Source organism: Massilia sp. (genome assembly GCF_032106685.1).
Taxonomy (GTDB): domain Bacteria; phylum Pseudomonadota; class Gammaproteobacteria; order Burkholderiales; family Burkholderiaceae_D; genus Telluria.
This window is the reverse complement of the sequence record NZ_DAMCPG010000001.1, coordinates 276,880-301,409: the sequence shown is the minus strand read 5'-3', so window position 1 is coordinate 301,409 and position 24,530 is coordinate 276,880. Positions and strand designations below refer to the sequence as shown.

At 66.8% G+C, this 24,530-nt stretch carries 24 protein-coding genes and 1 tRNA gene; 19 read left to right on the top strand and 6 right to left on the bottom strand.

What is annotated here, in order from left to right:
• Window positions 1-77: 77 nt before the first annotated feature.
• The 3 genes from RT688_RS01365 to RT688_RS01355 all read right to left on the bottom strand — a co-directional run bounded on the left by RT688_RS01365 (window position 78) and on the right by RT688_RS01355 (window position 3,181).
• A complete protein-coding gene (locus tag RT688_RS01365) occupies window positions 78-1,343 on the bottom strand; it encodes an MFS transporter (protein ID WP_313703057.1) in 1,266 nt (421 codons plus the stop codon).
• Between the two features lie 66 nt (window positions 1,344-1,409).
• Window positions 1,410-2,291: an N-acetylmuramic acid 6-phosphate etherase gene (murQ, locus tag RT688_RS01360; protein ID WP_313703056.1), complete on the bottom strand. Its 882-nt coding sequence runs from the start codon at window positions 2,289-2,291 to the stop codon at window positions 1,410-1,412.
• Between the two features lie 146 nt (window positions 2,292-2,437).
• Window positions 2,438-3,181, bottom strand: a complete 744-nt coding sequence (locus RT688_RS01355) for a GntR family transcriptional regulator (protein WP_313703055.1) — start codon at window positions 3,179-3,181, stop codon at window positions 2,438-2,440.
• Window positions 3,182-3,361: 180 nt separating this feature from the next.
• Between RT688_RS01355 and RT688_RS01350 the strand changes: the two genes are divergently transcribed.
• The 12 genes from RT688_RS01350 to RT688_RS01295 all read left to right on the top strand — a co-directional run bounded on the left by RT688_RS01350 (window position 3,362) and on the right by RT688_RS01295 (window position 17,507).
• Window positions 3,362-4,690: a serine hydrolase domain-containing protein gene (locus tag RT688_RS01350; RefSeq protein ID WP_313703054.1), complete on the top strand. Its 1,329-nt coding sequence runs from the start codon at window positions 3,362-3,364 to the stop codon at window positions 4,688-4,690.
• Between the two features lie 146 nt (window positions 4,691-4,836).
• Window positions 4,837-6,084 (top strand): D-amino acid dehydrogenase, encoded by a 1,248-nt coding sequence (locus RT688_RS01345; RefSeq protein WP_313703053.1) that lies wholly within the window; start codon window positions 4,837-4,839, stop codon window positions 6,082-6,084.
• Between the two features lie 54 nt (window positions 6,085-6,138).
• On the top strand, window positions 6,139-6,594 hold the full coding sequence (locus RT688_RS01340) for a YchJ family metal-binding protein (protein WP_313703052.1): 456 nt from the start codon (window positions 6,139-6,141) through the stop codon (window positions 6,592-6,594).
• Window positions 6,595-6,668: 74 nt separating this feature from the next.
• Complete coding sequence (locus RT688_RS01335) at window positions 6,669-8,276, top strand: carboxyl transferase domain-containing protein (protein ID WP_313703051.1); 1,608 nt, start codon at window positions 6,669-6,671, stop codon at window positions 8,274-8,276.
• 27 nt (window positions 8,277-8,303) lie between these two features.
• Window positions 8,304-9,089, top strand: a complete 786-nt coding sequence (locus RT688_RS01330; RefSeq protein ID WP_313703050.1) for an enoyl-CoA hydratase/isomerase family protein — start codon at window positions 8,304-8,306, stop codon at window positions 9,087-9,089.
• An 18-nt stretch (window positions 9,090-9,107) separates the two neighbouring features.
• Window positions 9,108-10,448, top strand: a complete 1,341-nt coding sequence (bioA, locus tag RT688_RS01325) for an adenosylmethionine--8-amino-7-oxononanoate transaminase (RefSeq protein WP_313703049.1) — start codon at window positions 9,108-9,110, stop codon at window positions 10,446-10,448.
• 2 nt (window positions 10,449-10,450) lie between these two features.
• Entirely contained in the window at window positions 10,451-11,632 is a 1,182-nt protein-coding gene (bioF, locus tag RT688_RS01320) for an 8-amino-7-oxononanoate synthase (RefSeq protein ID WP_313703048.1), read from the top strand.
• Between the two features lie 104 nt (window positions 11,633-11,736).
• Window positions 11,737-12,480 (top strand): dethiobiotin synthase, encoded by a 744-nt coding sequence (gene bioD / locus RT688_RS01315; RefSeq protein ID WP_313703146.1) that lies wholly within the window; start codon window positions 11,737-11,739, stop codon window positions 12,478-12,480.
• A 10-nt stretch (window positions 12,481-12,490) separates the two neighbouring features.
• A complete protein-coding gene (bioB, locus tag RT688_RS01310; protein WP_313703047.1) occupies window positions 12,491-13,525 on the top strand; it encodes a biotin synthase BioB in 1,035 nt (344 codons plus the stop codon).
• 74 nt (window positions 13,526-13,599) lie between these two features.
• A complete protein-coding gene (locus RT688_RS01305; RefSeq protein ID WP_313703046.1) occupies window positions 13,600-15,642 on the top strand; it encodes an acetyl/propionyl/methylcrotonyl-CoA carboxylase subunit alpha in 2,043 nt (680 codons plus the stop codon).
• 1 nt (window position 15,643) lies between these two features.
• Window positions 15,644-16,585, top strand: coding sequence for a glyoxylate/hydroxypyruvate reductase A (locus tag RT688_RS01300; protein ID WP_313703045.1), 942 nt, complete (start codon window positions 15,644-15,646; stop codon window positions 16,583-16,585).
• Between the two features lies 1 nt (window position 16,586).
• On the top strand, window positions 16,587-17,507 hold the full coding sequence (locus RT688_RS01295) for a hydroxymethylglutaryl-CoA lyase (protein ID WP_313703044.1): 921 nt from the start codon (window positions 16,587-16,589) through the stop codon (window positions 17,505-17,507).
• Window positions 17,508-17,780: 273 nt separating this feature from the next.
• Here the strand turns inward: RT688_RS01295 and RT688_RS01290 are convergent.
• Window positions 17,781-17,857, bottom strand: a tRNA-Pro gene (locus RT688_RS01290).
• 119 nt (window positions 17,858-17,976) lie between these two features.
• Between RT688_RS01290 and RT688_RS01285 the strand changes: the two genes are divergently transcribed.
• Entirely contained in the window at window positions 17,977-18,573 is a 597-nt protein-coding gene (locus tag RT688_RS01285) for a hypothetical protein (protein ID WP_313703043.1), read from the top strand.
• A gap of 175 nt (window positions 18,574-18,748) precedes the next feature.
• Here RT688_RS01285 and rsmI read toward each other — a convergent pair whose 3' ends face one another.
• A complete protein-coding gene (gene rsmI / locus RT688_RS01280) occupies window positions 18,749-19,660 on the bottom strand; it encodes a 16S rRNA (cytidine(1402)-2'-O)-methyltransferase (protein ID WP_313703042.1) in 912 nt (303 codons plus the stop codon).
• A 231-nt stretch (window positions 19,661-19,891) separates the two neighbouring features.
• Here rsmI and RT688_RS01275 point away from each other — a divergent pair, with 231 nt between their 5' ends.
• The 6 genes from RT688_RS01275 to RT688_RS01250 all read left to right on the top strand — a co-directional run bounded on the left by RT688_RS01275 (window position 19,892) and on the right by RT688_RS01250 (window position 24,025).
• Complete coding sequence (locus RT688_RS01275) at window positions 19,892-20,947, top strand: penicillin-binding protein activator (RefSeq protein WP_313703041.1); 1,056 nt, start codon at window positions 19,892-19,894, stop codon at window positions 20,945-20,947.
• 2 nt (window positions 20,948-20,949) lie between these two features.
• Complete coding sequence (locus RT688_RS01270) at window positions 20,950-21,309, top strand: YraN family protein (protein WP_313703040.1); 360 nt, start codon at window positions 20,950-20,952, stop codon at window positions 21,307-21,309.
• Between the two features lie 57 nt (window positions 21,310-21,366).
• On the top strand, window positions 21,367-21,963 hold the full coding sequence (locus tag RT688_RS01265) for a phosphoheptose isomerase (protein ID WP_313703039.1): 597 nt from the start codon (window positions 21,367-21,369) through the stop codon (window positions 21,961-21,963).
• Window positions 21,956-22,597 carry a BON domain-containing protein gene (locus tag RT688_RS01260; protein ID WP_313703038.1) on the top strand — a complete coding sequence of 214 codons (642 nt, stop codon included), beginning with the start codon at window positions 21,956-21,958 and terminating at the stop codon, window positions 22,595-22,597. The genes RT688_RS01265 and RT688_RS01260 overlap by 8 nt, the downstream gene beginning before the upstream one ends.
• 45 nt (window positions 22,598-22,642) lie before the next feature.
• Window positions 22,643-23,161, top strand: a complete 519-nt coding sequence (locus RT688_RS01255) for a TlpA disulfide reductase family protein (protein WP_313703037.1) — start codon at window positions 22,643-22,645, stop codon at window positions 23,159-23,161.
• A gap of 222 nt (window positions 23,162-23,383) precedes the next feature.
• Window positions 23,384-24,025 (top strand): hypothetical protein, encoded by a 642-nt coding sequence (locus RT688_RS01250; protein WP_313703036.1) that lies wholly within the window; start codon window positions 23,384-23,386, stop codon window positions 24,023-24,025.
• Between the two features lie 44 nt (window positions 24,026-24,069).
• On the opposite strand, the gene RT688_RS01245 is transcribed toward RT688_RS01250, so the two are convergent.
• A complete protein-coding gene (locus RT688_RS01245) occupies window positions 24,070-24,489 on the bottom strand; it encodes a PaaI family thioesterase (protein ID WP_313703035.1) in 420 nt (139 codons plus the stop codon).
• Window positions 24,490-24,530: the final 41 nt, after the last annotated feature.

The window sequence follows — 24,530 nt, the reverse complement described above, 5'->3', positions numbered from 1 at the left end:
GTTCGTTGAACGCGTGGGCCGTAGGGTGGACGGGTTCCCCGTCCACGCGTCCAACCAGCCTTCGCACCGCCGCGCTATTACTTCTTCCCAAACTCCGGATCGATCTTCACCAGCGCCGCCATGATGAAAGCGGGAATCGTCGCCAGGCAGGTCCAGATAAAGAAGTTTTTATAGCCCAGGTATTCCTGCAGCGCGCCGCTCCACATGCCCGGCACCATCATGCCCAGCGCCATGAAACCGGTGCAGATCGCGTAGTGCGCCGTCTTGTGTTCGCCCTCGGCGACCATGATCATGTACAGCATCATGGCGGTGAAGCCGAAGCCGTAGCCGAACTGCTCGATCGCCAGGAAAGCGGAGATCAGATAGAAATTGGTCGGCTGGGCCTGGGACAGATAAACAAATACCAGGTCCGGCAAATGCACCGCGAACACCATCAGCCACAGGCAGCGTTTCAGGCCCAGGCGCGAGATCAGGTAGCCGCCGGCCAGGCCGCCGATGGTGAGAAAAATGATGCCGATGGTGCCGTAGGCGATGCCGTACTGGGCCGTGGAGAGGCCGAGGCCGCCTTTTTCGATCGGGTCCTTCAGGAAGGGCGCGACCAGTTTCAGCAGCTGCGATTCGCCCAGGCGGAAGGTCAGAATAAAACCGAGGATCAGCCAGATGTCGCGCTTGCGGAAGAAGGCGCCGAAGGTGCCGAAGAATTCGCGCAGCGGGTTTTCGCCGCGCGCCACGGCGCGGTCCTCCGGCGGACGCGGCAGCACCAGCTGGTGCCAGGCGAAGGCCAGGGCGAACATGCCGGCCAGCACGAAGAACACGACCGACCAGGCCTGGTGCGCGTCGTTCAGGCTGACGGCCAGGTAGCCGGCCAGCACCACCAGCGGACCTTGTCCGGCCAGGGTCGCCAGGCGATAGAAGGTGCTGCGCACGCCGACGAAGGCGGCTTGCTCCTTCTGGCGCAGGCCCAGCATATAAAAGCCGTCGGCGGAAATGTCGTGGGTGGCGGAACTGAAGGCCATCAGCCACATCACGGCCAGGCTGACGCTGAAGAACACCGGCAAATGCAGCACCATGCCGACCGCCACCAGCGAAGCGGCGACCACCAGTTGCAGCGCCACGGTCCAGCCGCGCTTGGTGCCGAACATGTCGACCACCGGCGACCACAGGGGCTTGATCACCCAGGGCAGGTAGAGCAGGCTGGTATAGAAGGCGATGTCGGTGTTCGAGATCCCCAGGTCCTTGTACATGATGACCGACAGCTGCATCGCCACCACGTAGGGAATGGCCTGGGCAAAATAGAGCGACGGCACCCACAGCCACGGACTTTTCGCTTGCGAAGTTTGCATAACTCTTTCGTGATGGAAGTACAGAGCCGCTGCGCGCCTGGGCCGGAACCGGCCCTGCCGGCTTGCTTATCCGACCAGGGCCTGGCGCACGCTGCCGCGCGCCGCTTCCAGCAGGGCGCGTGCCTGCTCGACATCCGTTTGTTTGGACAAGGCCACGATCGCGGTCTTGACGTGGAAATCGCACTGTTCCAGCACGGCGCGGGCGGCGTCCTCGCTGGCGCCGGTGGCGAACGAGGTCAGGCGGATGGCGCGGCGTACCAGCTTGGCGTTGGTAGCCTTCAAGTCTACCATCAGGTTCCCGTAAACCTTGTTCAAACGCACCATCAAGGCGCTGGAAAAACTGTTCAGGGCAATCTTTTGCGAGGTGCCGGCTTTCAGGCGGGTGCTGCCGGAGATGACTTCCGGGCCGGTGTCGAGGGTGATGCCGATCTCGGCCTCGTTGGCGATCGGCGCGTCGGTATTGTTGGCGAAGCCGATGGTCAGCGCGCCCAGTTCGCGCGCGCGGCGCAGCGCGCCCAGCACGTAGGGGGTGCCGCCGGAGGCGGCGATCAGCAGGACGACGTCATCGGCCGTGACGTTCACCGAATCCAGGTCGGCCGCGCCCTGCACCGCATCGTCCTCGGCGCCCTCGACCGCGACGAACATGGCGTCGGTGCCGCCGGCCAGCAGGGCGACGGCGCGGCCGTGCGGCCAGGAAAAGGTGGGGTACAGTTCCACGCTGTCGAGCACGCCCAGGCGGCCCGAGGTGCCGGCGCCGACGTAGACCAGGCGTCCGCCCGCTTCCACCCGCGGCAGCGCGGCGGCCACGGCGGCGGCCAGGCGCGGCGCGGCGGCGCGCACCGCGTTGACCGCGTTGAGCTGGTCATCCACCAGCGCGTTCACCAGCTCCGTGGTCGGATACTGGTCGAGCTCGGCATGGTTCTGGGATGGGGTTTCGGTCTTCAGCATGATCGCAACGGTCCAAACGGGATTATCGATAAAACCAGTGTAATACCAATTACGCAGGGCATCCCATGAAAGGAAGGGCTGTCGTTATGTCCAAAAGTTATGCCCAACGCTTATGCGGCCTCTTCCGCTGCCGCGTGGTCGGTCCATTACGCCGGCGCCCGGCGTAGTTCGGCGACAAAATCGTAATAATCGCTGCGGCAGTACGAATGGGTCAGCTCGACGGCCACGCCCGACTCCAGGTAACCGACGCGGGTGATGAACAGCACCGCCTGGCCTTCCGGCACGCCGAGGCGCTCGGCCAGTTCCTGCGGGGCGTTCATGGCGCGGATGTGCTGCAGGGCGCGCACCGGCACCTGGCCGCCGCGCTCGAGGTGGGCGTACAGCGAATGCGATACTTCCTGCGGTTGCGGCAGGATGCTCGCCGGGATCACGCTGGTCTCGTAGGCCATCACCACCTCGTCGGCCAGGCGCAGGCGCTCGAGGCGCGCCACCCGGGCCCCGGGCGACAGGCCCAGCGCCAGCTGCTCGTCGGCGTCGGCCGCCACCACCTCGCGTTTCAGCCAGTGCGAATTCGGCGTATAGCCGCGCTGCTGCAATTGCTCGGAAAAGCTCGACAGGTTCGACAGCGGCTGCTCGATGCGCGGCGCGATGTAGTTGCCCGAGCCGCGCCGGCGCACCACCAGGCCCTGCTCGACCAGCTGGTCGATCGCCTTGCGCGCCGTCACGCGCGAGACGTCGAGCTGCTCGGACAGGGTGCGCTCGGACGGTAAAGCCTGGTCGGCCTGGTAGCGGCCCTCGCGCACGTCCTGCATCAGCTTGCGCGCCAGCTGCATGTAGAGCGGAGAATTGTCGTTCAGGTCGACCTTGAAGTCGGTGATGGGTTGGTTCATAAGCGCCAAGTGTAAGGGCAGTGCCGCGCTCGCAAGCGAAAATTTGCGTGCGCACGCTCTATCATGCGCAGTTTGTGCGCGGCAGCATATCAAAAAGTTATGTGGCGTTCACGGCATTTCATTGGCAGGGGCGGCGGGCACTCCCTATGCTCGACGCAGACAATACAGGAGAACACAGGCATGGACCAGGGCAGGCGAACGGTAGTCGGATTGGCATTGCTGGGAGCGGCCCAGCCGCTGTGGGCCATGGCGCCGGCGGGGGGACCGGCGGCGCAGAAGCAACTGGAACGCGAACTGGCGGCGATCGCCCAGGACCCGGCCTGCGAATTGGCCAGCGTGTCGGTGCTGGCGATCCGCGGCGGCAAGCTCGCCTTCGAGGGCGCTTGCGGCCGGCGCCGGATCGGCGCCAGCCCGGAGCAAGACCTGCCGGCCACGCCCGACACCCTGTACCGCATCGCCTCGGTCTCGAAGATGATGACCACGCTCGGCCTGATGCGCCTGGTGGAAGACGGCAAGGCCGAACTCGACGCCGACGTCTCCGCCTACCTGGGTCTTACCTTGCGTAACCCGCACTTCCCGAAGCAGGCCATCACCCTGCGCCAGCTGCTGACCCACCGCTCCTCGCTGCGCGACGAGGCCGGCTACTCGTTCCCGGCCGGCACCGCGCTGCGCGACTTCCTGCTGCCCGGCGGACCGCTGCACGGCGCCGGCGCGATGTGGTCGCCGAAAGCGGGGCCGGGCGAATACTTCACTTACTGCAACCTCGGCTGGGGCCTGATCGGCACGCTGATGGAGCGGCTCACGGGCGAACGCTTCGACCGCCTGATGACGCGCCTGCTGCTGCGACCGCTGGGCATCGAGGGCGGCTACAACCCTGCCGAACTGCCGCCGCGGGCGCTGGCGAACCTGGCCACCCTGTACCGCAAGCGCACGGTCGACACCGAAGTGTGGGACGCGGCCGGCCCCTGGATCGCCCAGGCCGACGATTACGCCGGCCGCGCGCCCGCCGCGCCGCCGGGCCTGGAAAAGTACGTGATCGGCGAAAACGCCACGCCCTTCAGCCCAACGGGCGGCCTGCGCATCTCGGCGCGCGGCCTGGGAACGATCATGCTGATGCTGATGAACGGCGGCGTGCACGAGCATCGACGCATCCTGGAGGCGGAGACGCTGGCGCGCATGTTCGCGCGCCAGTGGACGGCCGATGGCCAGGGCGGCAACGGCGACACCCTGGGCGGCTTCTTCAATGCCTGGGGCCTGGGCAATGCGCAGTTCCCGGACCAGCCGGGCATGCGCTTGGTCGAGGGCGGCTTCGATGCCGTCGGCCACCTGGGCGACGCCTACGGGCTGCGCTCGGTGTTCGCCTTCGACCCGACGCGGCGCAACGGGATGATCGTCCTGGTCGGCGGCAGCGCGCGCGATCCGGGCAGCCAGAAAGGGCGCTATTCGGCGCTCGCGAGTTTCGAAGAAAAATTGCTTACCAGCACATTTAACCATGCCATCGTCGGCTAAATCCGCTTTTGTTGGATAGATCTATCCATGGTGCATGAAATGTGCATGACTGCCGGTTATGGCGAGACATTTCACTTTCATTGGCACGAAAGGGGTGTCAACCCCTAAGCTCTTCCTTTATATCAGCAAATAAAAAGTGTATCGGGATGCAGCAAAAGAGGCAGCAAATCATCGTCATCGGTGGCGGAGTCGTCGGCCTGACCTCGGCCTGGTGGCTGCTCGAGGCCGGCTTCGAGGTCAGCCTGGTCGAGCGCGCTCCCGAGCTTGCCAGCGGCGCCAGCTACGGCAATGGCGGCCAGCTGAGCTACCGCTACGTGTCCCCGCTGGCCGACGCCGGCGTGCCGCTGAAAGCGGTCCAATGGCTGTTCCAGGAACACGGACCGCTGCGTTTCAGGCCCGAAGCCGACCTGCGCCAGTGGCGCTGGCTGGCCAGCTTCCTCGGCCAGTGCACGGCCGCGGCGAACCGCCGCACCACGGCCAAGCTGCTGGAATTGGGAGAATGGTCGCGCGCCGGCATGCACGAACTCGGTTCCCTCATCTCGCCCGACGATTTTGCCTGGCGCGACGCCGGCAAGCTGGTGGTCTACCGCTCCTCGAAGATCTTCGAACAGGCCGCCGGCAAGGCCACCGCCGGCGAAATCTGGAGCGGCGCCGAATGCGCCGAGCGCGAGCCGTCGCTGGCGGCGGCTCGCAGCCTGCTGGCCGGCGGCATCTACAACGCCGGCGAAGCCGTGGCCGACTGCCATGCCTTCTGCGTGGCGCTGGCCGAGCGCGTGCGTGCTCACCCGCGCTTCAAAGGGTTCATCCAGGCCGACGTGGAGCGCATCGTCGCCACCGGCGGGCGCGTGGTCGGCCTGGACACCAGCATCGGGGCGCTGGGCGCCGACGCCTTCGTGCTGGCGGCCGGCATCCAGAGCCGCAACCTGGCGTTTCAAGTCGGCATCGACCTGCCGCTGTACCCGCTCAAGGGCTACAGCCTCACGGCGCCGATCCGCCCGACCGACACCGGCCCGCAGATCAGCGTGACCGATTTCGAGCGCAAGGTGCTGTACGCGCGCATCGGCGACAAGCTGCGCGTGGCGGCCATGGTCGACATGGTCGGCGAAGACCTGACCCTCAACCCGAAACGCGTCGCCAGCCTGACGCGGCAGGTGCGGGAGACCATGCCGCACGCAGCCGACTACAGCCAGGTATCGAGCTGGGCCGGCCTGCGCCCGGCGACACCGAACAGCGCCCCCATCATCGGCGCCTCGCCGCTGTCGAACCTGTGGCTGAACGTCGGCCATGGCCCGCTCGGTTTCACCTTTGCCGCCGGCACCGCGCGCATCCTGGCCGACCTGATGCAGGGCAAGAACCCGCCGTTCGCACTCGAGATGCTGGCGCTGCGCGGCTGAGCACGGCCTACGCGGCGGCCGCGCCGCCGCGCGAAAATCGCGGATAATCCGCGCATGCTTACCAAGAACGCCAAGAACGTCTCCTCCGGAACCTGCCCCTGCGGCGGTCCGAGCCTGGCCGCCTGCTGCGGCCCATATATCGCCGGCGCCGCCCTGCCGCCCACGGCCGAAGCCCTGATGCGCTCGCGCTACACCGCCTACACCCAGCGCAATGAGGATTACCTGCGCGCCACCTGGCATCCGCGCACCCGCCCGCAGGACGCGATCCTGGACAAGGACGAGAACCTGCGCTGGCTCGGCCTTGAGATAAAATCTGCTTTACGTTTACGTCAACGTAAAGCAGAATTGCCGGAGAACCCAGATAGCGATACGGTCGAATTCGTCGCCCGTTTCAAGGTCGGCGGACGCGCGCACCGGTTGCACGAGGTCAGCCGCTTCCTGCGCGAACCCGACCCGGACCTCGGCGGCACGCCCCGCTGGTTCTATCTGGACGGCACATTTCCAAAATAAGCGTGCCTGGACATATCCCTCAGGGCTAGCCATGAGGGATATGTCAGGCGATCAAGAAGAGATAGAGGACGGCAATGCCCCACATCGAGAGCAAACTCAACCCACGCAGTGAAGATTTCAAGGCGAATGCGACGGCCATGCAGCAGATCGTGGACGACCTGCGCGCGAAAGTGGCGGCAATGAGCGAAGGCGGCGGCGAAGCGGCGCGCGCCAAGCACGTCGCCCGCGGCAAACTCCTGCCGCGCGACCGCGTGCAGATGCTGCTCGACCCGGGCACGCCCTTCCTCGAGTTTTCCCAGCTCGCCGCCTACGAGATGTATGAGAATGCCGCCCCTTCGGCCGGCATCATCACCGGCATCGGCCGCGTCGCCGGCCAGGAATGCGTGATCGTCTGCAACGACGCCACGGTAAAAGGCGGCACCTACTACCCGATGACGGTCAAGAAACACCTGCGCGCCCAGGAAATCGCCGAGCAGAACAATTTGCCGTGCATTTATCTGGTCGACTCGGGCGGCGCCAACCTGCCGAACCAGGACGACGTCTTCCCCGACCGCGACCACTTCGGCCGCATCTTCTACAACCAGGCGAATTTGTCGGCGAAAGGCATCCCGCAGATCGCGGTCGTCATGGGTTCGTGCACCGCCGGCGGCGCCTACGTGCCGGCCATGAGCGACGAGTCGATCATCGTCAAGGAGCAGGGCACCATCTTCCTGGGCGGCCCGCCGCTGGTGAAGGCCGCGACCGGCGAGGTCGTGAGCGCGGAAGACCTGGGCGGCGGCGACGTCCACACCCGCCTGTCAGGCGTGGTCGACCACCTGGCCCAGAACGATTTGCATGCGCTGTCGCTGGCGCGCACCATCGTCTCGAACCTGAACCGGGTGAAACCGGTGCAGGGCGCGACGCGCGAGGTGGTGGAACCGAAGTACGCGCCGCAAGAGCTGTACGGCGTGATTCCGGTGGATACCCGCAAGCCCTTCGACGTGCGCGAAGTGATCGCGCGCGTGGTCGACGGCAGCGAATTCGACGAGTTCAAGGCCCGCTACGGCACCACCCTCGTCTGCGGCTTCGCCCACATCTACGGGGTCAAGGTCGGCATCATCGCCAACAACGGCATCCTGTTCTCGGAGTCGGCGCTGAAAGGCACCCACTTCATCGAGCTGTGCTGCCAGCGAAAAATCCCGCTGGTCTTCCTGCAGAACATCACCGGCTTCATGGTCGGCCGCAAGTACGAGAACGAGGGCATCGCCCGCAACGGCGCAAAAATGGTGACGGCTGTCGCCACCGCTTCGGTGCCGAAGTTCACCGTCATCATCGGCGGCTCGTTTGGCGCCGGCAACTACGGCATGTGCGGCCGCGCCTTCTCGCCGCGCTTCCTGTGGATGTGGCCGAACGCGCGCATCTCCGTGATGGGCGGCGACCAGGCCGCCTCGGTGCTGGCGACGGTGAAACGCGACGGCATCGAAGCCAAGGGCGGCCAGTGGTCGCATGACGAGGAAGCCGCGTTCAAGCAGCCGATCAAGGAGCAGTACGAGCACCAGGGCCACCCGTATTACGCCAGCGCGCGCCTGTGGGACGACGGCGTGATCGATCCTGCCGATACGCGCATGGTATTGGGCCTGGGACTGTCGGCGGCGCTGAACGCGCCGATCGAAGAGACGAAGTTCGGCGTGTTCCGGATGTAACAGCGCGGATGTAAACAAGGATTGGTCATGGATTATCAAACCCTCACGATCGCGATCACCGACAAGGTCGCCACCGTCACCCTGAACCGCCCGGAACTGCGCAACGCCTTCAACGAAGGGGCGATCGCCGAGCTGGCGCTGGCCTTCGACGAACTCGGCCGCAACGAACTGGTGCGCGCCATCGTCCTGGCCGCCAACGGCCCGGCCTTCTGCGCCGGCGCCGACCTGAACTGGATGAAGAAAATGGCCGGCTACTCGCATGACGAGAACCAGGCCGACGCGGCGCGCCTGGCCGACATGCTGCGCACGATCTACCTGTGTCCGAAGCCGACCGTGGCCAAGGTGCAGGGCGACTGCTACGCCGGCGGCATGGGCCTGGTTGCGGCCTGCGACATCGTGGTGGCCGCCGAAGGAGTAAACTTCTGCCTGTCCGAAGTGAAGCTGGGCCTGATCCCGGCGACGATTTCGCCCTACGTGATCAAGGCCATGGGCGAGCAGGCCGCGCGCCGTTACTTCATCACCGCCGAGCGTTTCGACGCCACCGCGGCGCGGCGGATGGGCTTTGCCCATGAAGTCGTACCGCTGGAGGAGCTCGACGTCACGGTCATGGGCATCGTGCGCGGCCTGGTCTCGAACAGCCCGCACGCCGTCGGCGAAGCGAAAAAGCTAGTGCGCGAGATCGTCGGCCAGCCGGTCAGCGACGCACTTCTGGACGACACGGCGCGCCGCATCGCGGAGATCCGCGCGTCAAGCGAGGGACGCGAAGGCGTTTCTTCCTTCCTGGAGAAGCGCAAGCCCTCATGGCTGAACTAGAGAAGCATTGGATTCATTTTGAAGCAACATACATCGTCCGACTGGATCGCACGCAGCCTGCGCAGCGTGTGGCATCCCTGCACGCAGATGCAGCACCACGAGGAAGTGCCGCTGATCGCGGTCAGCCACGGCAAGGGCGCCTGGCTGTACGACCACGAGGGCCGGCGCTACCTCGACGGCATCAGCTCGTGGTGGGTCAACCTGTTCGGACACGCGAACCCGCGCATCAACGCGGCGCTGAAGGACCAGCTCGATAAACTCGAGCACGCCATGCTGGCCGGCTTCACCCACGAGCCGGTGATCGAACTGTCGGAACAGCTGGCCGCGCTCACCGGCCACGCGCTCGGCCACGCCTTCTACGCCTCCGACGGCGCCTCGGCGGTCGAGATCGCGATGAAGATGAGTTTTCACACCTGGCGCAACGCCGGCTACCCGGACAAGCAGGAGTTCGTCTGCCTGCAGGGCAGCTACCACGGCGAGACCATCGGCGCGCTGGCCGTCACCGACGTCCCGCTGTTCAAGGACGCCTACGGCCCGCTGCTGCGCGCCGCCCACGTGGTGGCTTCGCCGGACGCGCGCAACGCGGCCGAAGGAGAATCCAGCCAGGACGTGGCGCGCCGCGCATTGAAAGACGTGGAAACGCTGTTCGAGGAACGTGGGCATAAAATCGCGGCCATCATCGTCGAACCGCTGGTGCAGTGCGCGACCGGCATGGCGATGTACGACCCGCTCTACCTGGAACTGCTGCGCGCGCTGTGCGACCGCCACCACGTGCACCTGATCGCCGACGAGATCGCGGTCGGCTGCGGCCGTACCGGCACCTTCTTCGCCTGCGAGCAGGCGGCGATCTGGCCGGATTTCCTGTGCCTGTCGAAGGGCATCAGCGGCGGTTATTTACCGCTGTCGCTGGTGCTGAGCACCGATGAAATTTATCAGGCCTTCTACAGCGAAGACATCACGCGCGGCTTCCTGCATTCGCACTCCTACACCGGCAATCCGCTGGCCTGCCGCGCCGCACTGGCGACGCTGCAGATCTTCCGCGACGACGACGTGTTGAACCGCAACCGCGAACTCGCAACGAAGATGACGGTGGCGCTGGCGCCGCTGGCCGAGCACGAGCGCACCCAGCAGTTCCGCCAGCGCGGCATGATCTTCGCGTTCGACGCCATCGAGCCGGATCCGGCCAAGGCCTCGAGCTTCGCGCGCCGCTTCTTCACGGCCGCCGTCGAGAAGGAACTGCTGCTGCGCCCGATCGGCCGCACCGTCTACATGATGCCGCCCTACGTGCTGGGCGACGAGGAGATCGAGCTCCTCGCCGTGCGCACCCGGGCCGTGTTCGAATCCGTGATCGGGGCTTGAGCATGGACCTGATCGCAAGCGTCCACCGCAAGCTCGCGGCGCTGGAACAACAAAGCCTCACGCGCCGCCGCCGCATCGCCGACACGGCCTGCGCGCCGGAGCAGACGGTCGATGGCCGCCCGATGCTGGCCTTCTGCAGCAACGACTACCTGGGCCTGGCCAACCACCCGCGCGTGGTCGAGGCCCTGCGCGAAGGCGCGAGCAAATACGGCGCCGGCAGCGGCGCCTCGCACCTGATCAGCGGCCACGGCCGCGCGCACGCGGTCCTGGAAGAGCGCCTGGCGGCGTTCGTCGCGCCGCATCTCGAGGATGCGCGCGCGCTCTACTTCAGCACCGGCTACATGGCGAACCTGGCGGTGCTGACCGCGCTCGGCGCCGAACCCGACGCCATGATCTTCTCGGAGGCGCTGAACCACGCCTCGCTGATCGACGGCGCCCGCCTGGCGCGCGCTGCCGTGACTGTCTATCCGCACGGTGACGTCGACGCGCTGGCCGCGCAACTGGAGGCGAGCAGCGCGGCCACGAAAATCGTCGTCACCGACAGCGTCTTCAGCATGGACGGCGACATCGCGCCGCTGCCGGCACTGCTGGCCCTGTGCGAACGCCACGGCGCCTGGCTGGTGGTCGACGACGCCCACGGCTTCGGCGTGCTCGGACAAAGCGGACGCGGCGCGCTGGAACACTGCGCGCTGCGCTCGCCGAACCTGGTCTACGTCGGCACGCTGGGCAAGGCCGCCGGCGTCTCCGGCGCCTTCGTCGCCGCGCATGCCAGCGTGATCGAGCTGCTGGTCCAGCGCGCCCGGCCCTACATCTACACGACCGCGTCGCCGCCGGCGCTGGCCCACGCCCTGCTCACCAGCCTGGACATCATCGCCGGCGAGGAGGGCGCACGGCTGCGCGCCCACCTGGCGGCGCTGATCGAGCGGCTGGATGCATCGCTGCGGCTGGCACGCTGGCAGCGCCCGGTCTCGCACACGCCGATCCAGCCGATCGTCATCGGCGCCAACGACGAGGCGCTGCGCGTGGCGGCAAGCCTGCACGCGCAAGGCCTGTGGGTGCCGGCGATCCGTCCGCCCACCGTGCCTGCGAACACGGCGCGCCTGCGCGTGACGCTGTCCGCCGCCCATACCCTGGAGCAGGTCGACCGGCTGGCCGGCGCCATCAACGAACTGGAGGCCATGTGACCCGCAACCTCAACGAACCCCAGGAACCGGCGGTCGAGACCGCCGTCGTGCAGCCGCCGGTGCAAACGGCGCCGAGCGCCCCGGACGAGACGCCGGCACCGGCCGTGTCCGAAGCATTGGCCGCCGAAGGCATCCCCTCGCGCTTCGCGTGTTTCGTCACCGGCACCGACACCGAGATCGGCAAGACCCTGGTCTCCGCCGCGATCCTGCATAAACTGGTGGCAGCAGGCCAGCGCGCCTGCGGCATGAAGCCGATCGCCGCCGGCGCCGAACTGGTCGACGGTATACTGCACAACGAGGACGCCGACATGCTGGCGGCGGCCGGCAACGTCCACCTGCCGCAGAACATCACCACGCCCTTCATGCTGCGCGAACCCTGCGCGCCGCACGTGGCCGCCGCGCTCGAGGGCGTGACCATCGACCCGGTGCCGATCATCGCGGCGTACGCCGAAATCTCGGCCGCGTCCGATTCGGTCGTGGTCGAAGGCGTGGGCGGCTTCCGGGTGCCGTTCACCGACACCTTCGACAGCGCCGACCTGGCCGCGCAGCTGAATTTGCCCGTGATCCTGGTGGTCGGCATGCGCCTGGGCTGCATCAGCCACGCGCTGCTGACGGTGGAAGCCATCGTCGCGCGCGGGCTGGTGCTGGCCGGCTGGGTCGCCAACACGGCCGACCCGGACATGCGCTTCGTCGACGAGAACGTCGAGGCGCTCGCGGCGCGCATTCCCGCGCCCCTGCTGGGCATCGTGCCGCGCCTCGAACAAGCCAGCGCCGCCAACGCGGCCCGATTCATCGATCTCGCGGGACTGCCGGGCTGGCCGTCTTCGAAGATCCAAGCACCACAATAAGGAAACACCCATGAACGCTCCACACACCGTCGCCCTCCACCGCCCGACCGCCGCCATCAAGGAACGCGCGGACGCCACCTGGCCGCTGGCCGACGTCCTGGCCCTGTTCGAACTGCCGTTCAACGAGCTGATGTTCCGCGCCCAGCAGGCGCACCGCACCCACTTCCCGGACGGCGACGTCGAACTGGCGACCCTGCTGTCGATCAAGACCGGCGGCTGCGAGGAAGACTGCGGCTACTGCCCGCAGGCCGCGCGCTACGACACCGGCGTCGAAGCGAAAAAAATCCTCGACATCGACACCGTGCTCGACGCCGCGCGCCAGGCGAAAGCCAACGGCGCCACCCGCTTCTGCATGGGCGCCGCCTGGCGCAGCCCGAAGGAGCGCGACATGGCCAAAGTCGAAGAGATGGTGCGCGAGGTAAAAGCGCTGGGCATGGAAACCTGCGCCACGCTGGGCATGCTGGAAGAGGGTCAAGCCGAACAGCTGAAAAATGCCGGCCTCGATTTCTACAACCATAACATCGACACCGCGCCCGACTTCTACAACAACGTGATCTCGACCCGCGAATACCAGGACCGCCTGGACACGCTGGGCCGCGTGCGTAACGCCGGCCTGAAGGTCTGCTGCGGCGGCATCGTCGGCATGGGAGAGACGCGCGAACAGCGCGCCGGCTTGCTCGCCCAGCTGGCGAACCTGAACCCGTATCCGGAATCGGTGCCGGTCAACCACCTGGTGCAGGTCGAGGGCACGCCGCTGCACGGCCTCGATCCGCTCGACCCGCTGGAATTCGTGCGCACCATCGCGGTCGCGCGCATCACCATGCCGAAGGCGCGCGTGCGCCTGTCGGCCGGCCGCCGCCAACTGGGCGAGGCGGTGCAGGCCATGTGCTTCATGGCCGGCGCCAATTCGATCTTCTACGGCGACAAGCTGCTCACCACCGGCAACCCGGAAGCGGAAGACGACCGCGCGCTGCTGGCCAAGCTGGGCCTGAAGACCCGCTCGGCCACGCTGGAGTCGGCGCCGAAGGAAGCCTGCGGCTGCTGACACTTACCAGGAGCGCCTGCCTGCCCCGGGCGCTCGAACCCGATCAACACAGAGAATAAAGCGAGACAAACAGCATGTTCACCAAGATCCTCATCGCCAACCGTGGCGAAATCGCCTGCCGTGTCGCCGCCACCGCGCGCCGCATGGGTATCCGTACCGTCGCCGTGTATTCCGAAGCGGACGCCGGATCGAAGCACGTGGCGGTCTGCGATGAGGCGGTGTTGATCGGGCCGGCGCCGGCCAAGGAAAGCTACCTGCGCGGAGAGAAGATCATCGAGGTCGCGCTGGCCACCGGCGCCCAGGCGATCCACCCGGGCTACGGCTTCCTGTCGGAGAACGCCGAGTTCGCCGAAGCGTGCGAAAAGGCCGGCCTGGTCTTCATCGGGCCGCCGGGTTCCTCGATGCGCGCGATGGGTTCGAAGTCGGCTGCAAAACAACTGATGGAGGCTGCCCGCGTGCCGCTGGTGCCGGGCTACCACGGCGACAACCAGGACCCCGATTTCCTGCGCGACCAGGCCGACCGCATCGGCTATCCGGTACTGCTCAAGGCCAGCGCCGGCGGCGGCGGCAAGGGCATGCGCGTGGTCGAGCGCAGCGAGGACTTCGTCGCCGCGCTGGCCTCGTGCAAGCGCGAGGCGATCAGTTCCTTCGGCGACGACAAGGTGCTGGTCGAGAAATACCTGATCCGTCCGCGCCACATCGAGATCCAGGTGTTCGCCGACAAGCTGGGCAACTGCGTCTACCTGCACGAGCGCGACTGCTCGGTGCAGCGCCGCCACCAGAAGGTGCTGGAAGAAGCGCCGGCCCCCGGCATGACTCAACACCGCCGCGCCGACATGGGCGAAGCGGCAGTGGCGGCCGCGCGCGCCGTCGGCTACGTCGGCGCCGGCACGGTCGAATTCATCGCCAACCAGGACGGCTCGTTCTACTTCATGGAGATGAACACCCGCCTGCAGGTGGAGCACCCGGTCACCGAGATGATCACCGGGACCGACCTGGTCGAATGGCAGCTGCGCGTGGCCGCGGGCCAGCCGTTGCCGAAGAAGCAGCACGAGCTGGCAATCCACGGCCATGCGATCGAGGCGCGCATCTACGCCGAGAACCCCGAGAAGGGTTTCCTGCCGTCGATCGGCACGCTGCGCCACATGGACACGCCTGCCGCCGTCAGCTTCGAGCTGGGCGGCACCGCCGGCGTCGAGCCGGCCGCCGTGCGCATCGATTCCGGCGTGCGCGAAGGCGATGCCATTTCTCCCTTCTACGACCCGATGATCGCGAAGCTGATCGTCTGGGGCGCGGACCGCACCCAGGCGCTGGCGCGCCTGTCGCAGGCCTTATCCGAATTCCAGATCGTCGGCCTGGCCACGAACATCGCATTCCTGAAACGCCTGGTCGAGGGCGAGGCCTTCGCGACGGCCGACCTGGATACCGGCCTGATCGAGCGTAACCATGCGTCCCTGTTCCCGGCCTCGAAAGCGGCGCCTGCCGGCGCGCTGGCGCTGGCAAGCGTGGCCCTGATCGAGGGCGAAAAGGGGCAGTCGAGCGGCGCCTCGCGCGTGGCCGCCGATCCTTGGGGCCAGGCCCAGGGCTGGCGCCTGAACGGCGACTACCGGCGCGTGCTCTCGTTCAGCGACGAGCATGCGGCCGGACTGGAAGGCGGCGCCTACCAGGTCGGCGTCACCTACCACCCGCAGGGCTGGGAGCTCGACGTGAATGGCGGCAAACAGTCCTTGACCCTGCTGGCGCGCGACGGCGCGGCCTATTCGATCCGGCTGGGCGAGCAGTCGATGCACGGCAATGTGCGCCGCGACGGCGAGCTGTTCCACGTGTTCACCAACGGCGAACACCACACGCTCTCATACAACGACCCGATGGCCCATGCGGGCGAAGCGGAGGCCGCCGGCGGGCGCCTGACCGCGCCGATGCCGGGCAAGGTCGTCGCCGTGATGGTCGAGGCCGGGCAGGAAGTCACGAAGGGCACGCCGCTGGTCATCATGGAAGCGATGAAAATGGAGCACACCATCGCCGCGCCGGGCGACGGCCTGGTGGAAGAGGTGCTGTACGCGGTCGGCGACCAGGTCGCGGACGGCGCGCCGCTGCTGGCCTTCAAGGCCGCCTGAGATGCCGGCTGCACTACGCATCCTGCTCTACCGCGGCGATGGCCAGGTCGCGCCCTGGGCCGAGGATCTCGCGCGCCTGATGCCGGGCGTCGAGACCGTCGGCTGGCAGGAAGGCGAGACGCTGGCCGCGTGCGACTACGCGGTGCTGTGGAATCCGGCGCCGAGCCTGCTGCCGCAGCTGGCCAGCGTGAAAGCCGTGTTCCTGATGGGCGCCGGCGCGGATGCCATCCTGAAATTCGGCGACGCGCTGCCCGACGTGCCCATCGTGCGCCTGGGCGACGCCGGCATGGCGGTGCAGATGGCGGAATACGTGGCCTACGCGACGCTGCGCTACTTCCGCCGCTTCGACGAATACGAGGAACAGGCCCGTCACGGGCTGTGGTCGCCGCTGCCAACCTACGCGAAGGAGGACTTCACGGTCGGCGTCATGGGACTCGGCAAACTCGGCCTGCGCGTGGTGGAGACCATGCGCGGTTTCGGCTTTCCGGTGCGCGGCTGGAGCCGCAGCGCGAAGGACATCCCGGGCGTGGACTGCTACGCCGGCATGGAAGCGCTCGACGATTTTTTGCGCGGCACGCGCGTGCTGGTGTCGCTGCTGCCGCTGACACCCGAAACGAATAATTTGCTCGACCGCCGGCGCCTGGCGACGCTGCCGCAAGGCGCTTATCTCATCAACGTCGCGCGCGGCGCCCAGGTGGCCGAGCCGGACCTGCTCACGCTCATCCGCTCGGGCCACATCGCCGGCGCCACGCTCGACGTCTTCCGCAACGAACCGCTGCCGGCGCCGCATCCGTTCTGGGAAGAGCCGCGCATCACGATCACGCCGCACATCTCGGCACTGACCGTGCGCGGCGAGGCGGTGCGCCAGATCATCGAAAAAATCACCGCGATCGAAGCGGGCCAACAGGTCGACGACGTGGTCGACCGCTCACTGGGATACTGACATGAACAATGGAACCACCCTGCCGAAGAAGGTCAAGATCGTCGAAGTCGGCCCACGCGACGGCCTGCAGAACGAGAAGGAAACCATCAGTGCGCAAGTGAAGATCGAGCTGGTCGACCGCCTCACGCGCGCCGGCTTTTCGAACATCGAGGCGGCCTCCTTCGTGTCGCCGAAATGGGTGCCGCAGATGGCCACCAGCACCGAAGTGATGGCGGGGATTACGCGCAAGCCCGGCACCCTCTACTCGGCGCTCACGCCGAACATGCAGGGCTTCGAGGCGGCGCTGGCCGCCAGGGCCGACGAGGTCGTGATCTTCGGCTCGGCGTCGGAAGCCTTTTCGCAGAAGAACATCAACTGCTCGATCGCGGAATCGATCGCGCGCTTCGAGCCGGTGGCGAAGGCAGCCAAGGCCAACGGCATCCGCCTGCGCGGCAGCATCAGCACCGCCTTCGGCTGCCCCTACCAGGGAGACGTGCCGTTAGACGCCGTGGCCGACGTGGTGCGCCGCATGCGCGACCTCGGTTGCGACGAGATCGACATCGCCGACACGATCGGCGTCTCGACCGCACGCAAGACCCAGGAAGTGATGCTGGCGGCCGCGCGCGAATTCCCGCTGCAGCAATTGTCGGGCCACTTCCACGACACCTATGGGCAGGCGCTGGCGAACATCTACGCCAGCCTGGAAGTGGGCGTGCAGATTTTCCATTCTTCCATTGCGGGACTCGGCGGCTGCCCGTATGCGAAGGGGGCGACGGGGAACGTGGCGACCGAGGATGTGGTCTACATGCTGCACGGCCTCGGCATCGAGACCGGCATCGACCTCGACCAGGTGGTGGATGCGGGGCAGTTCATTGCGCAGCAGCTGGGGCGCAAGGGTTCCAGCCGCGCGGGGAATGCGATTGCCGCGAAGCGGGCCGGCTGATTGGCGAAAATGTGGTGGACGTAGGGTGGGCTCTTGAGCCCACGCGGTGATAGTTAGCTGCAAGATCATCGCGCACGAACACGGAGCCGGTAACGATCACCGCGTGGGCACAGGTGCCCACCCTACGGATGGCATTAACACCGGCCGACGGAAATGTCGCCGATGGGTGATAGACAACCGCGCCCACCAAATATCCCCGGCAACATGTCGATAAAAACCGCGACGACAACGAAAAAAGCCGACAACTTTCGCTGTCGGCTTCTCTCTTAATACTGGTCGGAGTACAAGGATTCGAACCTTGGACCCTCTGGTCCCAAACCAGATGCGCTACCGGGCTGCGCTACACTCCGAAGACATCCATCATAGCCGCTGTAGGGTTAGCGGTCAAGGTTGCATGGGCAAATAGCTGATCTTTTTGGGATTTTTCACACAAGCGGAAGCAGGTATTGTGAATTTGGCAGCAACAGGTATGGGATCGTTCGACGCGGAAGAACGCCGCCGGGTACGGCGCGTGGCCTGGGGAATCGTCGTGTCCATCCTCGTCCATGGCGCGCTGCTGACGGCCTGGCGCGGCGGCCAGCCTGTCGTGGCGCCGGCGCCGCCGCGTCCGATCGCCGTGCGCGTGCAGCCGCCGCCGACGCCACCGCGCGTCGAGACCTTGCCCCCACCGGCGCCCAGGCCCGCGCCTTCAGCGCCGACAGCCAGGCCGAAGCCGAAACCGAAACCGAAGGCGCCGGTGATTGCCGTTCCGCCCGACACGAGCCGCGCGGGCGAACCGGATCCTTTCGTGGTCGAGCAGCAGGAAGCCCCGGCGGAGCCGGAGACGCCGCGTTTCGATCCAGAAGCGGCCAGGCGTACGGCGCGTTCGCTCGCCAACATGCGCGATCCGGCGAAGGAGGGCACGGCGGTCGGGCAATTTCCCGAGAAGCCGCTGGAAACCGAGAGCCGCGCCGCGCGCGCCATCAAGGCGGCCAAGCGGCGCGATTGCAAGGATGGGATTCCGGGAGGCTTGCTGGCGCCCTTGCTGCTGTTGGCGGACAAGAAGGACAGTGGGTGTAAATGGTGACGGGTGCGATGCGGCAATGCGTGCGCTGCTTGAACGCGTGGGCGGCGCACCTGGTGCGGGACATCAATCGTCTGGTGGAGCCGCCCACCCTACTACCCGTAGGGTGGGCGGCTATACCCGGCAACGTGCACGCACGGAACCGGTAGGCCGCCCACGCGTTCAACCAGCTCCAGCGTCAAACCTGCTCGCCCTTGATCTGCAGCGCGCGCTCATACAGCGCATTCTTCTTGCGCCCGGTAATCTGCGCCGTCAGGTTCGCCGCCTGCTTCACACTACACTCGGTCAACAGGATGTTCAGGATGCGCTCGGCTTCCAGGTCCTCGGCGTCGCTCGCCAGGGTCGCGCCCTCGACCAGCACGACGAATTCGCCGCGCTCGCGGTGCTGGTCGGCCTTGACCCAAGCCAGCGCTTCGCTCAAGGGGCAGCGGTGCACTTCCTCGAACAATTTGGTCAATTCGCGCGCGAACACGACCTGGCGCGTCGGCTCGAACGCGGCAAGCAGGCCTTCGACGCAATCGACAATCCGGTGCGGCGCCTCGTAGATGACGAGGGTGGCCGGCTCGCGCACCAGTTCCATCAACGCCGCCTCGCGCTGCTTGGCCTTGGCCGGCAGGAAGCCGACGAAGTTGAAACGGTCGTTGACCAGGCCGCTGGCGGACAGGGCCGCGACGGAGGCCGATGCGCCCGGCAGCGGGATCACGCGCAGGCCGGCCGCGCGCACCGCGTCGACGATGCGCGCGCCGGGGTCGGACACGGCCGGGGTGCCGGCGTCCGACACCAGGGCCACGCGCTCGCCGGCCTGCAGGCGGGCAATCAGTTTGTCGGCGACTTCGCGCTCGTTGTGCATGTGCGCGGCCACCATCTGCTTGTTCAAGCCGTAACGGGTGAGCAGGGCGCCGGTTTTGCGCGTATCCTCACAAGCGACCACGTCGGCCAGCGCCAGCAGGTGCAAGGCACGCAGCGTGATGTCGGTGGCATTCCCGATCGGGGTGGCCACGACGTACAACGTTGCGGTAGGATAGGACTGCTGAGCTGCCTCGGCCATTACTGGCAGCTTGGCAATATCGATGGACTGGTTGTCGGTCATGTTGGAGAGACGATGCTCGTAAATAATCTGAAGGGCCCGCGTGCGATTGCCGTTGCCGCCGCTGTCGTTGCCAGTGCGATGGTAGCCGGCTGCGCCAGCACGCCCCTGCCACCCGATCTGGGATGCGGCGTACCGGGCGGATTGTGCGCGCCCGCAGAGCCAAACACAAGTGCGCAGCGCCCGCCGCCCCCGCCGCCGCCCGCGTCGGCGCCGCGTTCCGAGACCCGCACCATGCCGGTCGACCTGTATCCGCGCACCGACGGCAGCCACGCCGCGGTCCCCGGAGCGCAGGCGCGCGTGGCCCTGCTGCTGCCGCTGCAATCGCCCTCGCTCGGCCAGGCGGCCGAAGCGGTGCGCGCCGGCTTCCTGGCCGGCCACGAGCGCGACAGCGCCGGCATCACGGTCGACGTCATCGCCAGCGGCGACACCCCCGAATCCACGCTGGACGCCTACACCCGCGCGGCCGAGCAGGCCGACGTCGTGGTCGGCCCGCTGGCGCGCTCCGCCGTCGCCGCCCTGGCCGCGAGCCGCTTCGTGACCAAGCCGACGGTCGCGCTGAACCACCCGCAGACCGACCGGCCGCTGCCGGCCAACATGCTGGTGGTCGGGCTGTCGCTGGAAGACGAAGCGCGGCAAGTCGCCGACTGGGCCGCGCAGGAACACCCGGCCGGACGCGCGCTCGTCGTCAGCGGCAGCACCGCCTGGCAACAGCGCGCCGTCGGCGCCTTCAGCGAACGCTGGGGGCAATTGAAACGCAACAACGCCACCGTCGAACTGCCGGTGCACGACGGCTACGTCGACGGCAATGCGCTGGCCGAGCTGCGCGCGCGGCTGGAAGTCGACCGTCCCGACCTGGTGTTCGCGGCGCTGGGCGCCAGCCAGCTGCGCCAGGTGCGCAGCGCGCTCGGCACCTCGCTGCCGACCTATGCGGTGTCGGCGGCGAATCCGGGCCGCACGCCGGGCGCCGCCTGGCCCGAGCTCGACGGCATCCGCCTGCTCGATTTGCCGTGGACGGTCCAGCCCGACCATCCGCAGGTGATGGTCTACCCGCGGCCGCTCGACGCCGACACGCTCGACATGCAGCGCCTGTATGCGCTGGGCATCGACGCCTTCCGCGTGGCGCGCGAAGTGGCCCAGCATCCGGGCACCTCGTTCGAGCTGGACGGCGTCACCGGCCGCCTGTCGGTGCGCGTCGACAACAGCGGCGCCTATGCGCTGCGGCGCCAGGAAGCGGCCGCCGTCTACCGCGACGGCATCGGTTTCGACACGGTGGCCAACGACGAATAAGCATGCCCGGTCCGCGACTGTCCGCCAAGCAGTCGCAGGGCCGCGACTGGGAACAGGTGGCGCTGCGCCACCTGAAACGCCAGGGCCTGGCCTTCGTCGAGGCCAATTTCACCTGCAAGGGCGGAGAAATCGACCTCGTCATGCGCGACGGCGCGTCCCTCGTCTTCGTCGAGGTGCGCCAGCGCGCCGGCAGCCAGTACGGCGGCGCGGCCGCCAGCATCACTCCCGCGAAAATCCGGCGCCTGCTGCGCGCCGCCCAGGTCTACCTGCTGCGTTTTCCGAAGACGCCGGCCTGCCGTTTCGACGTGGTCGCCATCGACGGCGAGCAACTCGAATGGTTGCGCAACGTCATTGAAATGTAAGCAATTCTTAAAACCCTTTGCCCGCCCGTGCTTGCCACTGCACTATAATCGTCGGCTATGAACACTCAACGCATCCTCGCTCACTTCCAGGAGAGCGCCGATCTCAAGCTGAAGTCGGCTGCGGCGCTGTCCTCTCCCATCTCGCAGGCGGTCGAACTGATGTTCAGCGCCCTGTCCAACGGCAACAAGATCCTCGCTTGCGGGAATGGCGGTTCGGCCGCCGACTGCCAGCACTTCGCTGCCGAGCTGGTCGGCCGATTCGAGCGCGAGCGCTTCCCGCTCCCCGCCATCGCCCTGACCACCGATACCTCGATCATGACCGCGGTCGGCAACGACTACAGCTTCCGCGAGATCTTCTCGAAACAGGTGCAGGCCTTCGGCCAGGCCGGCGACATCCTGCTGGCGATCTCGACCTCGGGCAACTCGGCCAACGTGCTGGCTGCCGTCGAGGCGGCGCTCGAGCGCGAGATGCGCGTGGTGGCGCTGACCGGCAAGGACGGCGGCGCGCTGGCCAAGCTGCTGACCGACGCCGACGTGCACATCAACGTGCCGCACAACCGCACCGCGCGCATCCAGGAAGTACACCTGGTGGCGATTCACTGCATTTGCGACGGCATCGACGTCGCGCTTTTCGGAGGAGACGTGAATGAGTAAGACTGGCCAGGCCCTGAAGGGGCCGTTGACCAAGGCAATCCTGTGCGCCGCCCTGCTGGGCTCGCTCCAGGGCTGCGTGCCGCTGGTGATGGGCGGCGCCGCGCTGGGCGCGGCCGCGACCATGGACCGCCGTACCCTGGGCGCGCAGACCGAGGACAAGTCGATCACGGTGAAGGCCGAGATGGCGGTGCGCAAGCTGGTCGGCGACGCCGGCCACGTCAACGTCGCCAGCTACAACCGCAAGGTCCTGCTCACCGGCGAAGTGCGCGACGAGGCGATGAAGGCCTCGGTCGAGCGCGAAGTGCGCGGCATCGAGAACGTGATCTCGGTCATCAACGAGCTGGCGATCGCCGGCCCGTCGAGCCTGACCTCGCGCTCGTCCGACGCCCTGATCACCACCAACGTCAAGGCCAGCCTGGTCGAAATGAAGACCATCTCGGCCACCTCGTTCAAGGTCGTCACCGAGCGCGGCACCGTCTACCTGATGGGCCGCGTGACCCAGCGCGAAGGCGACCTCGGCGCGAAGATCGCCCAGAGCGTCTCGGGCGTCCAGCGCGTGGTCAAGATCTTCGAATACATCACCGAAGAAGAACTGCGTACGCAGTATCCGCAGACCTCCTCGGTCCAGCTGTAATCATCTCGGCAGGGTCCGCCCTGCCGTTTTTTTTATTGCACTGCCATGACTGCTTCCGCTTCCCGTTCCTGGATCAAGCCCGCCGCCATCGGCGCGGTCGTGCTCGCGCTGGCCGGCGTCGGCTACGCCACGCTGGGCAGCAGCCAGAAAGCCCCCGACGTCACCTTCATCAGCCTCGCCGGCGACAAGATCAGCACCCAAGGGCTGCGCGGCAAGGTGGTGATGGTGAATTTCTGGGCCACCTCCTGCGCCAGCTGCGTGCGCGAGATGCCGGCGATGGTCGACACCTACAACAAGTTCAAGGGGCAAGGCCTGGAATTCGTCGCCGTGGCCATGCAGTACGACCCGCCGAACTACGTCGTCAACTTCACCGAAACCCGCAAGCTGCCCTTCATCGTCGCGCTCGACGCGGGCGGCGACCTGGCCAAGTCCTTCGGCGACGTCACCCTGACGCCGACCACCTTCGTCATCGGCAAGGATGGCACCATCCTCAAGCGCTACGTGGGCGAGCCCGAGTTTTCCCAACTGCACGCCCTACTGCAGAAGGCGCTGACGGCCGGCTGAGCAAGTCCGGCCGTGCTCGCCTTGCCGCGCCTTCCCTCCCTTATTACACTGGCGGCTGCGAACGTCGACAGGCGCACCGCGCTATCCTGGTTTTCACAACCGGAAGCGCTGCGCCTATGCCACAGCACGCCTGATAAAACGCAAGCCTGGAGCGCCGGAATCGGCCAAGCTTGACGCGTTCGCTGACCGCAAACCCGTGGTCATGCTCGTAAAGGAGATGTAATGGGTCACTTTCTTCGCACGACAGCTATTGCCGCCGGCATGCTGGCGCTCGCCGGATGTGCGCAGCCGCCACGCAAGGCCGATGCTGTCCTGCACTACCAGCACGTGGCCAACGCGCACGAAATCCGCTTCACCAATCCGATCGCGCTGTCGGCGGCGCTGTACCGCGTCGGCTACCTGGCGCCGGTCGATTCCAAGGGCTTCTGGGCCATTTTCTTGCTGTGCAATGTCGACGTGGCCGAGCAATCCGTGCGCGGCTTCCATTACAACGTCAACAATTTCCGCGTGACCTACCAGGGACGCGACATTGGCGGCCTGCCGCCCTACAGCCTGCGCTACCAGGGCCAGGTCGACCTGAACAATGCCGGCGACACGCTCCCCATTCTCGACGCCATTGCCGCCGAGATCCAGGAAGGGCCGCCCGAGCAGATCTTCCAGAGCGGTTTCTATCCCGACCTGAACTACCGCTTTGCGGTGTTCGTTCCCAAGGAACTCGAGGGCTATGCCGGCGAACAATTGCAGCTCAGCTACAAGGGCCAGGACGCCATCCTGGTCGGCAACGGCAAGTCGCCGTCCGACCTGCCGGCCGTCGGCGCCACCGCGGCCGGGGTGACCGCGGTCTGCCTCCCGCCGGCGCCTTGATCACTCCAGTTTCGGACTTATTTATGTCCGAAAATGGAGTCGTTTTATTTCGGATACAGGATCATCTGGGTGCAGCGGAACAGGGCGATGGTCTTGCCATTCGCCTCGTCCGTCACGGTGACGTCCCACACCTGCGTCGTGCGGCCCAGGTGCGCCGGCGTGGCGACGGCCGCGATCGCGCCTTCGCGCGCGGTGCCGAGGTGGTTTGATTTCAATTCGATGGTGGTGAAACTCTGGCCGCCTTCCGGCAGGTGGGCCATGCAGGCATAGCCGGCGGCGGTGTCGGCCAGGGTCACCACGCTGCCCGCGTGCAGGTAGCCGTTCGGCGCCAGCAAATGGGGTTGAATTGGCAGGCGCGCGGCGATGCGGCCCTCGGCGACCTCCGTGATCTCGATGCCCAGGTAGGCGGGCAGGGTACCGCCGCCGCGTTCGTTGAAGATTTCGGGAGTCAGTTTCTTGTTCATGTTCGCAAGTGGATGATGAGGAATTCGTCATCGTACACGTG

Coding starts and splice junctions, on each gene's coding strand:
- RT688_RS01365 (WP_313703057.1), bottom strand. CDS start 1,343: ATGCAAACTTCGCAAGCGAAAAGTCCGTGGCTGTGGGTGCCGTCGCTC.
- murQ (WP_313703056.1), bottom strand. CDS start 2,291: ATGCTGAAGACCGAAACCCCATCCCAGAACCATGCCGAGCTCGACCAG.
- RT688_RS01355 (WP_313703055.1), bottom strand. CDS start 3,181: ATGAACCAACCCATCACCGACTTCAAGGTCGACCTGAACGACAATTCT.
- RT688_RS01350 (WP_313703054.1), top strand. CDS start 3,362: ATGGACCAGGGCAGGCGAACGGTAGTCGGATTGGCATTGCTGGGAGCG.
- RT688_RS01345 (WP_313703053.1), top strand. CDS start 4,837: ATGCAGCAAAAGAGGCAGCAAATCATCGTCATCGGTGGCGGAGTCGTC.
- RT688_RS01340 (WP_313703052.1), top strand. CDS start 6,139: ATGCTTACCAAGAACGCCAAGAACGTCTCCTCCGGAACCTGCCCCTGC.
- RT688_RS01335 (WP_313703051.1), top strand. CDS start 6,669: ATGCCCCACATCGAGAGCAAACTCAACCCACGCAGTGAAGATTTCAAG.
- RT688_RS01330 (WP_313703050.1), top strand. CDS start 8,304: ATGGATTATCAAACCCTCACGATCGCGATCACCGACAAGGTCGCCACC.
- bioF (WP_313703048.1), top strand. CDS start 10,451: ATGGACCTGATCGCAAGCGTCCACCGCAAGCTCGCGGCGCTGGAACAA.
- bioB (WP_313703047.1), top strand. CDS start 12,491: ATGAACGCTCCACACACCGTCGCCCTCCACCGCCCGACCGCCGCCATC.
- RT688_RS01305 (WP_313703046.1), top strand. CDS start 13,600: ATGTTCACCAAGATCCTCATCGCCAACCGTGGCGAAATCGCCTGCCGT.
- RT688_RS01300 (WP_313703045.1), top strand. CDS start 15,644: ATGCCGGCTGCACTACGCATCCTGCTCTACCGCGGCGATGGCCAGGTC.
- RT688_RS01295 (WP_313703044.1), top strand. CDS start 16,587: ATGAACAATGGAACCACCCTGCCGAAGAAGGTCAAGATCGTCGAAGTC.
- RT688_RS01285 (WP_313703043.1), top strand. CDS start 17,977: ATGGGATCGTTCGACGCGGAAGAACGCCGCCGGGTACGGCGCGTGGCC.
- rsmI (WP_313703042.1), bottom strand. CDS start 19,660: ATGACCGACAACCAGTCCATCGATATTGCCAAGCTGCCAGTAATGGCC.
- RT688_RS01275 (WP_313703041.1), top strand. CDS start 19,892: ATGCCGGTCGACCTGTATCCGCGCACCGACGGCAGCCACGCCGCGGTC.
- RT688_RS01270 (WP_313703040.1), top strand. CDS start 20,950: ATGCCCGGTCCGCGACTGTCCGCCAAGCAGTCGCAGGGCCGCGACTGG.
- RT688_RS01265 (WP_313703039.1), top strand. CDS start 21,367: ATGAACACTCAACGCATCCTCGCTCACTTCCAGGAGAGCGCCGATCTC.
- RT688_RS01260 (WP_313703038.1), top strand. CDS start 21,956: ATGAGTAAGACTGGCCAGGCCCTGAAGGGGCCGTTGACCAAGGCAATC.
- RT688_RS01255 (WP_313703037.1), top strand. CDS start 22,643: ATGACTGCTTCCGCTTCCCGTTCCTGGATCAAGCCCGCCGCCATCGGC.
- RT688_RS01250 (WP_313703036.1), top strand. CDS start 23,384: ATGGGTCACTTTCTTCGCACGACAGCTATTGCCGCCGGCATGCTGGCG.
- RT688_RS01245 (WP_313703035.1), bottom strand. CDS start 24,489: ATGAACAAGAAACTGACTCCCGAAATCTTCAACGAACGCGGCGGCGGT.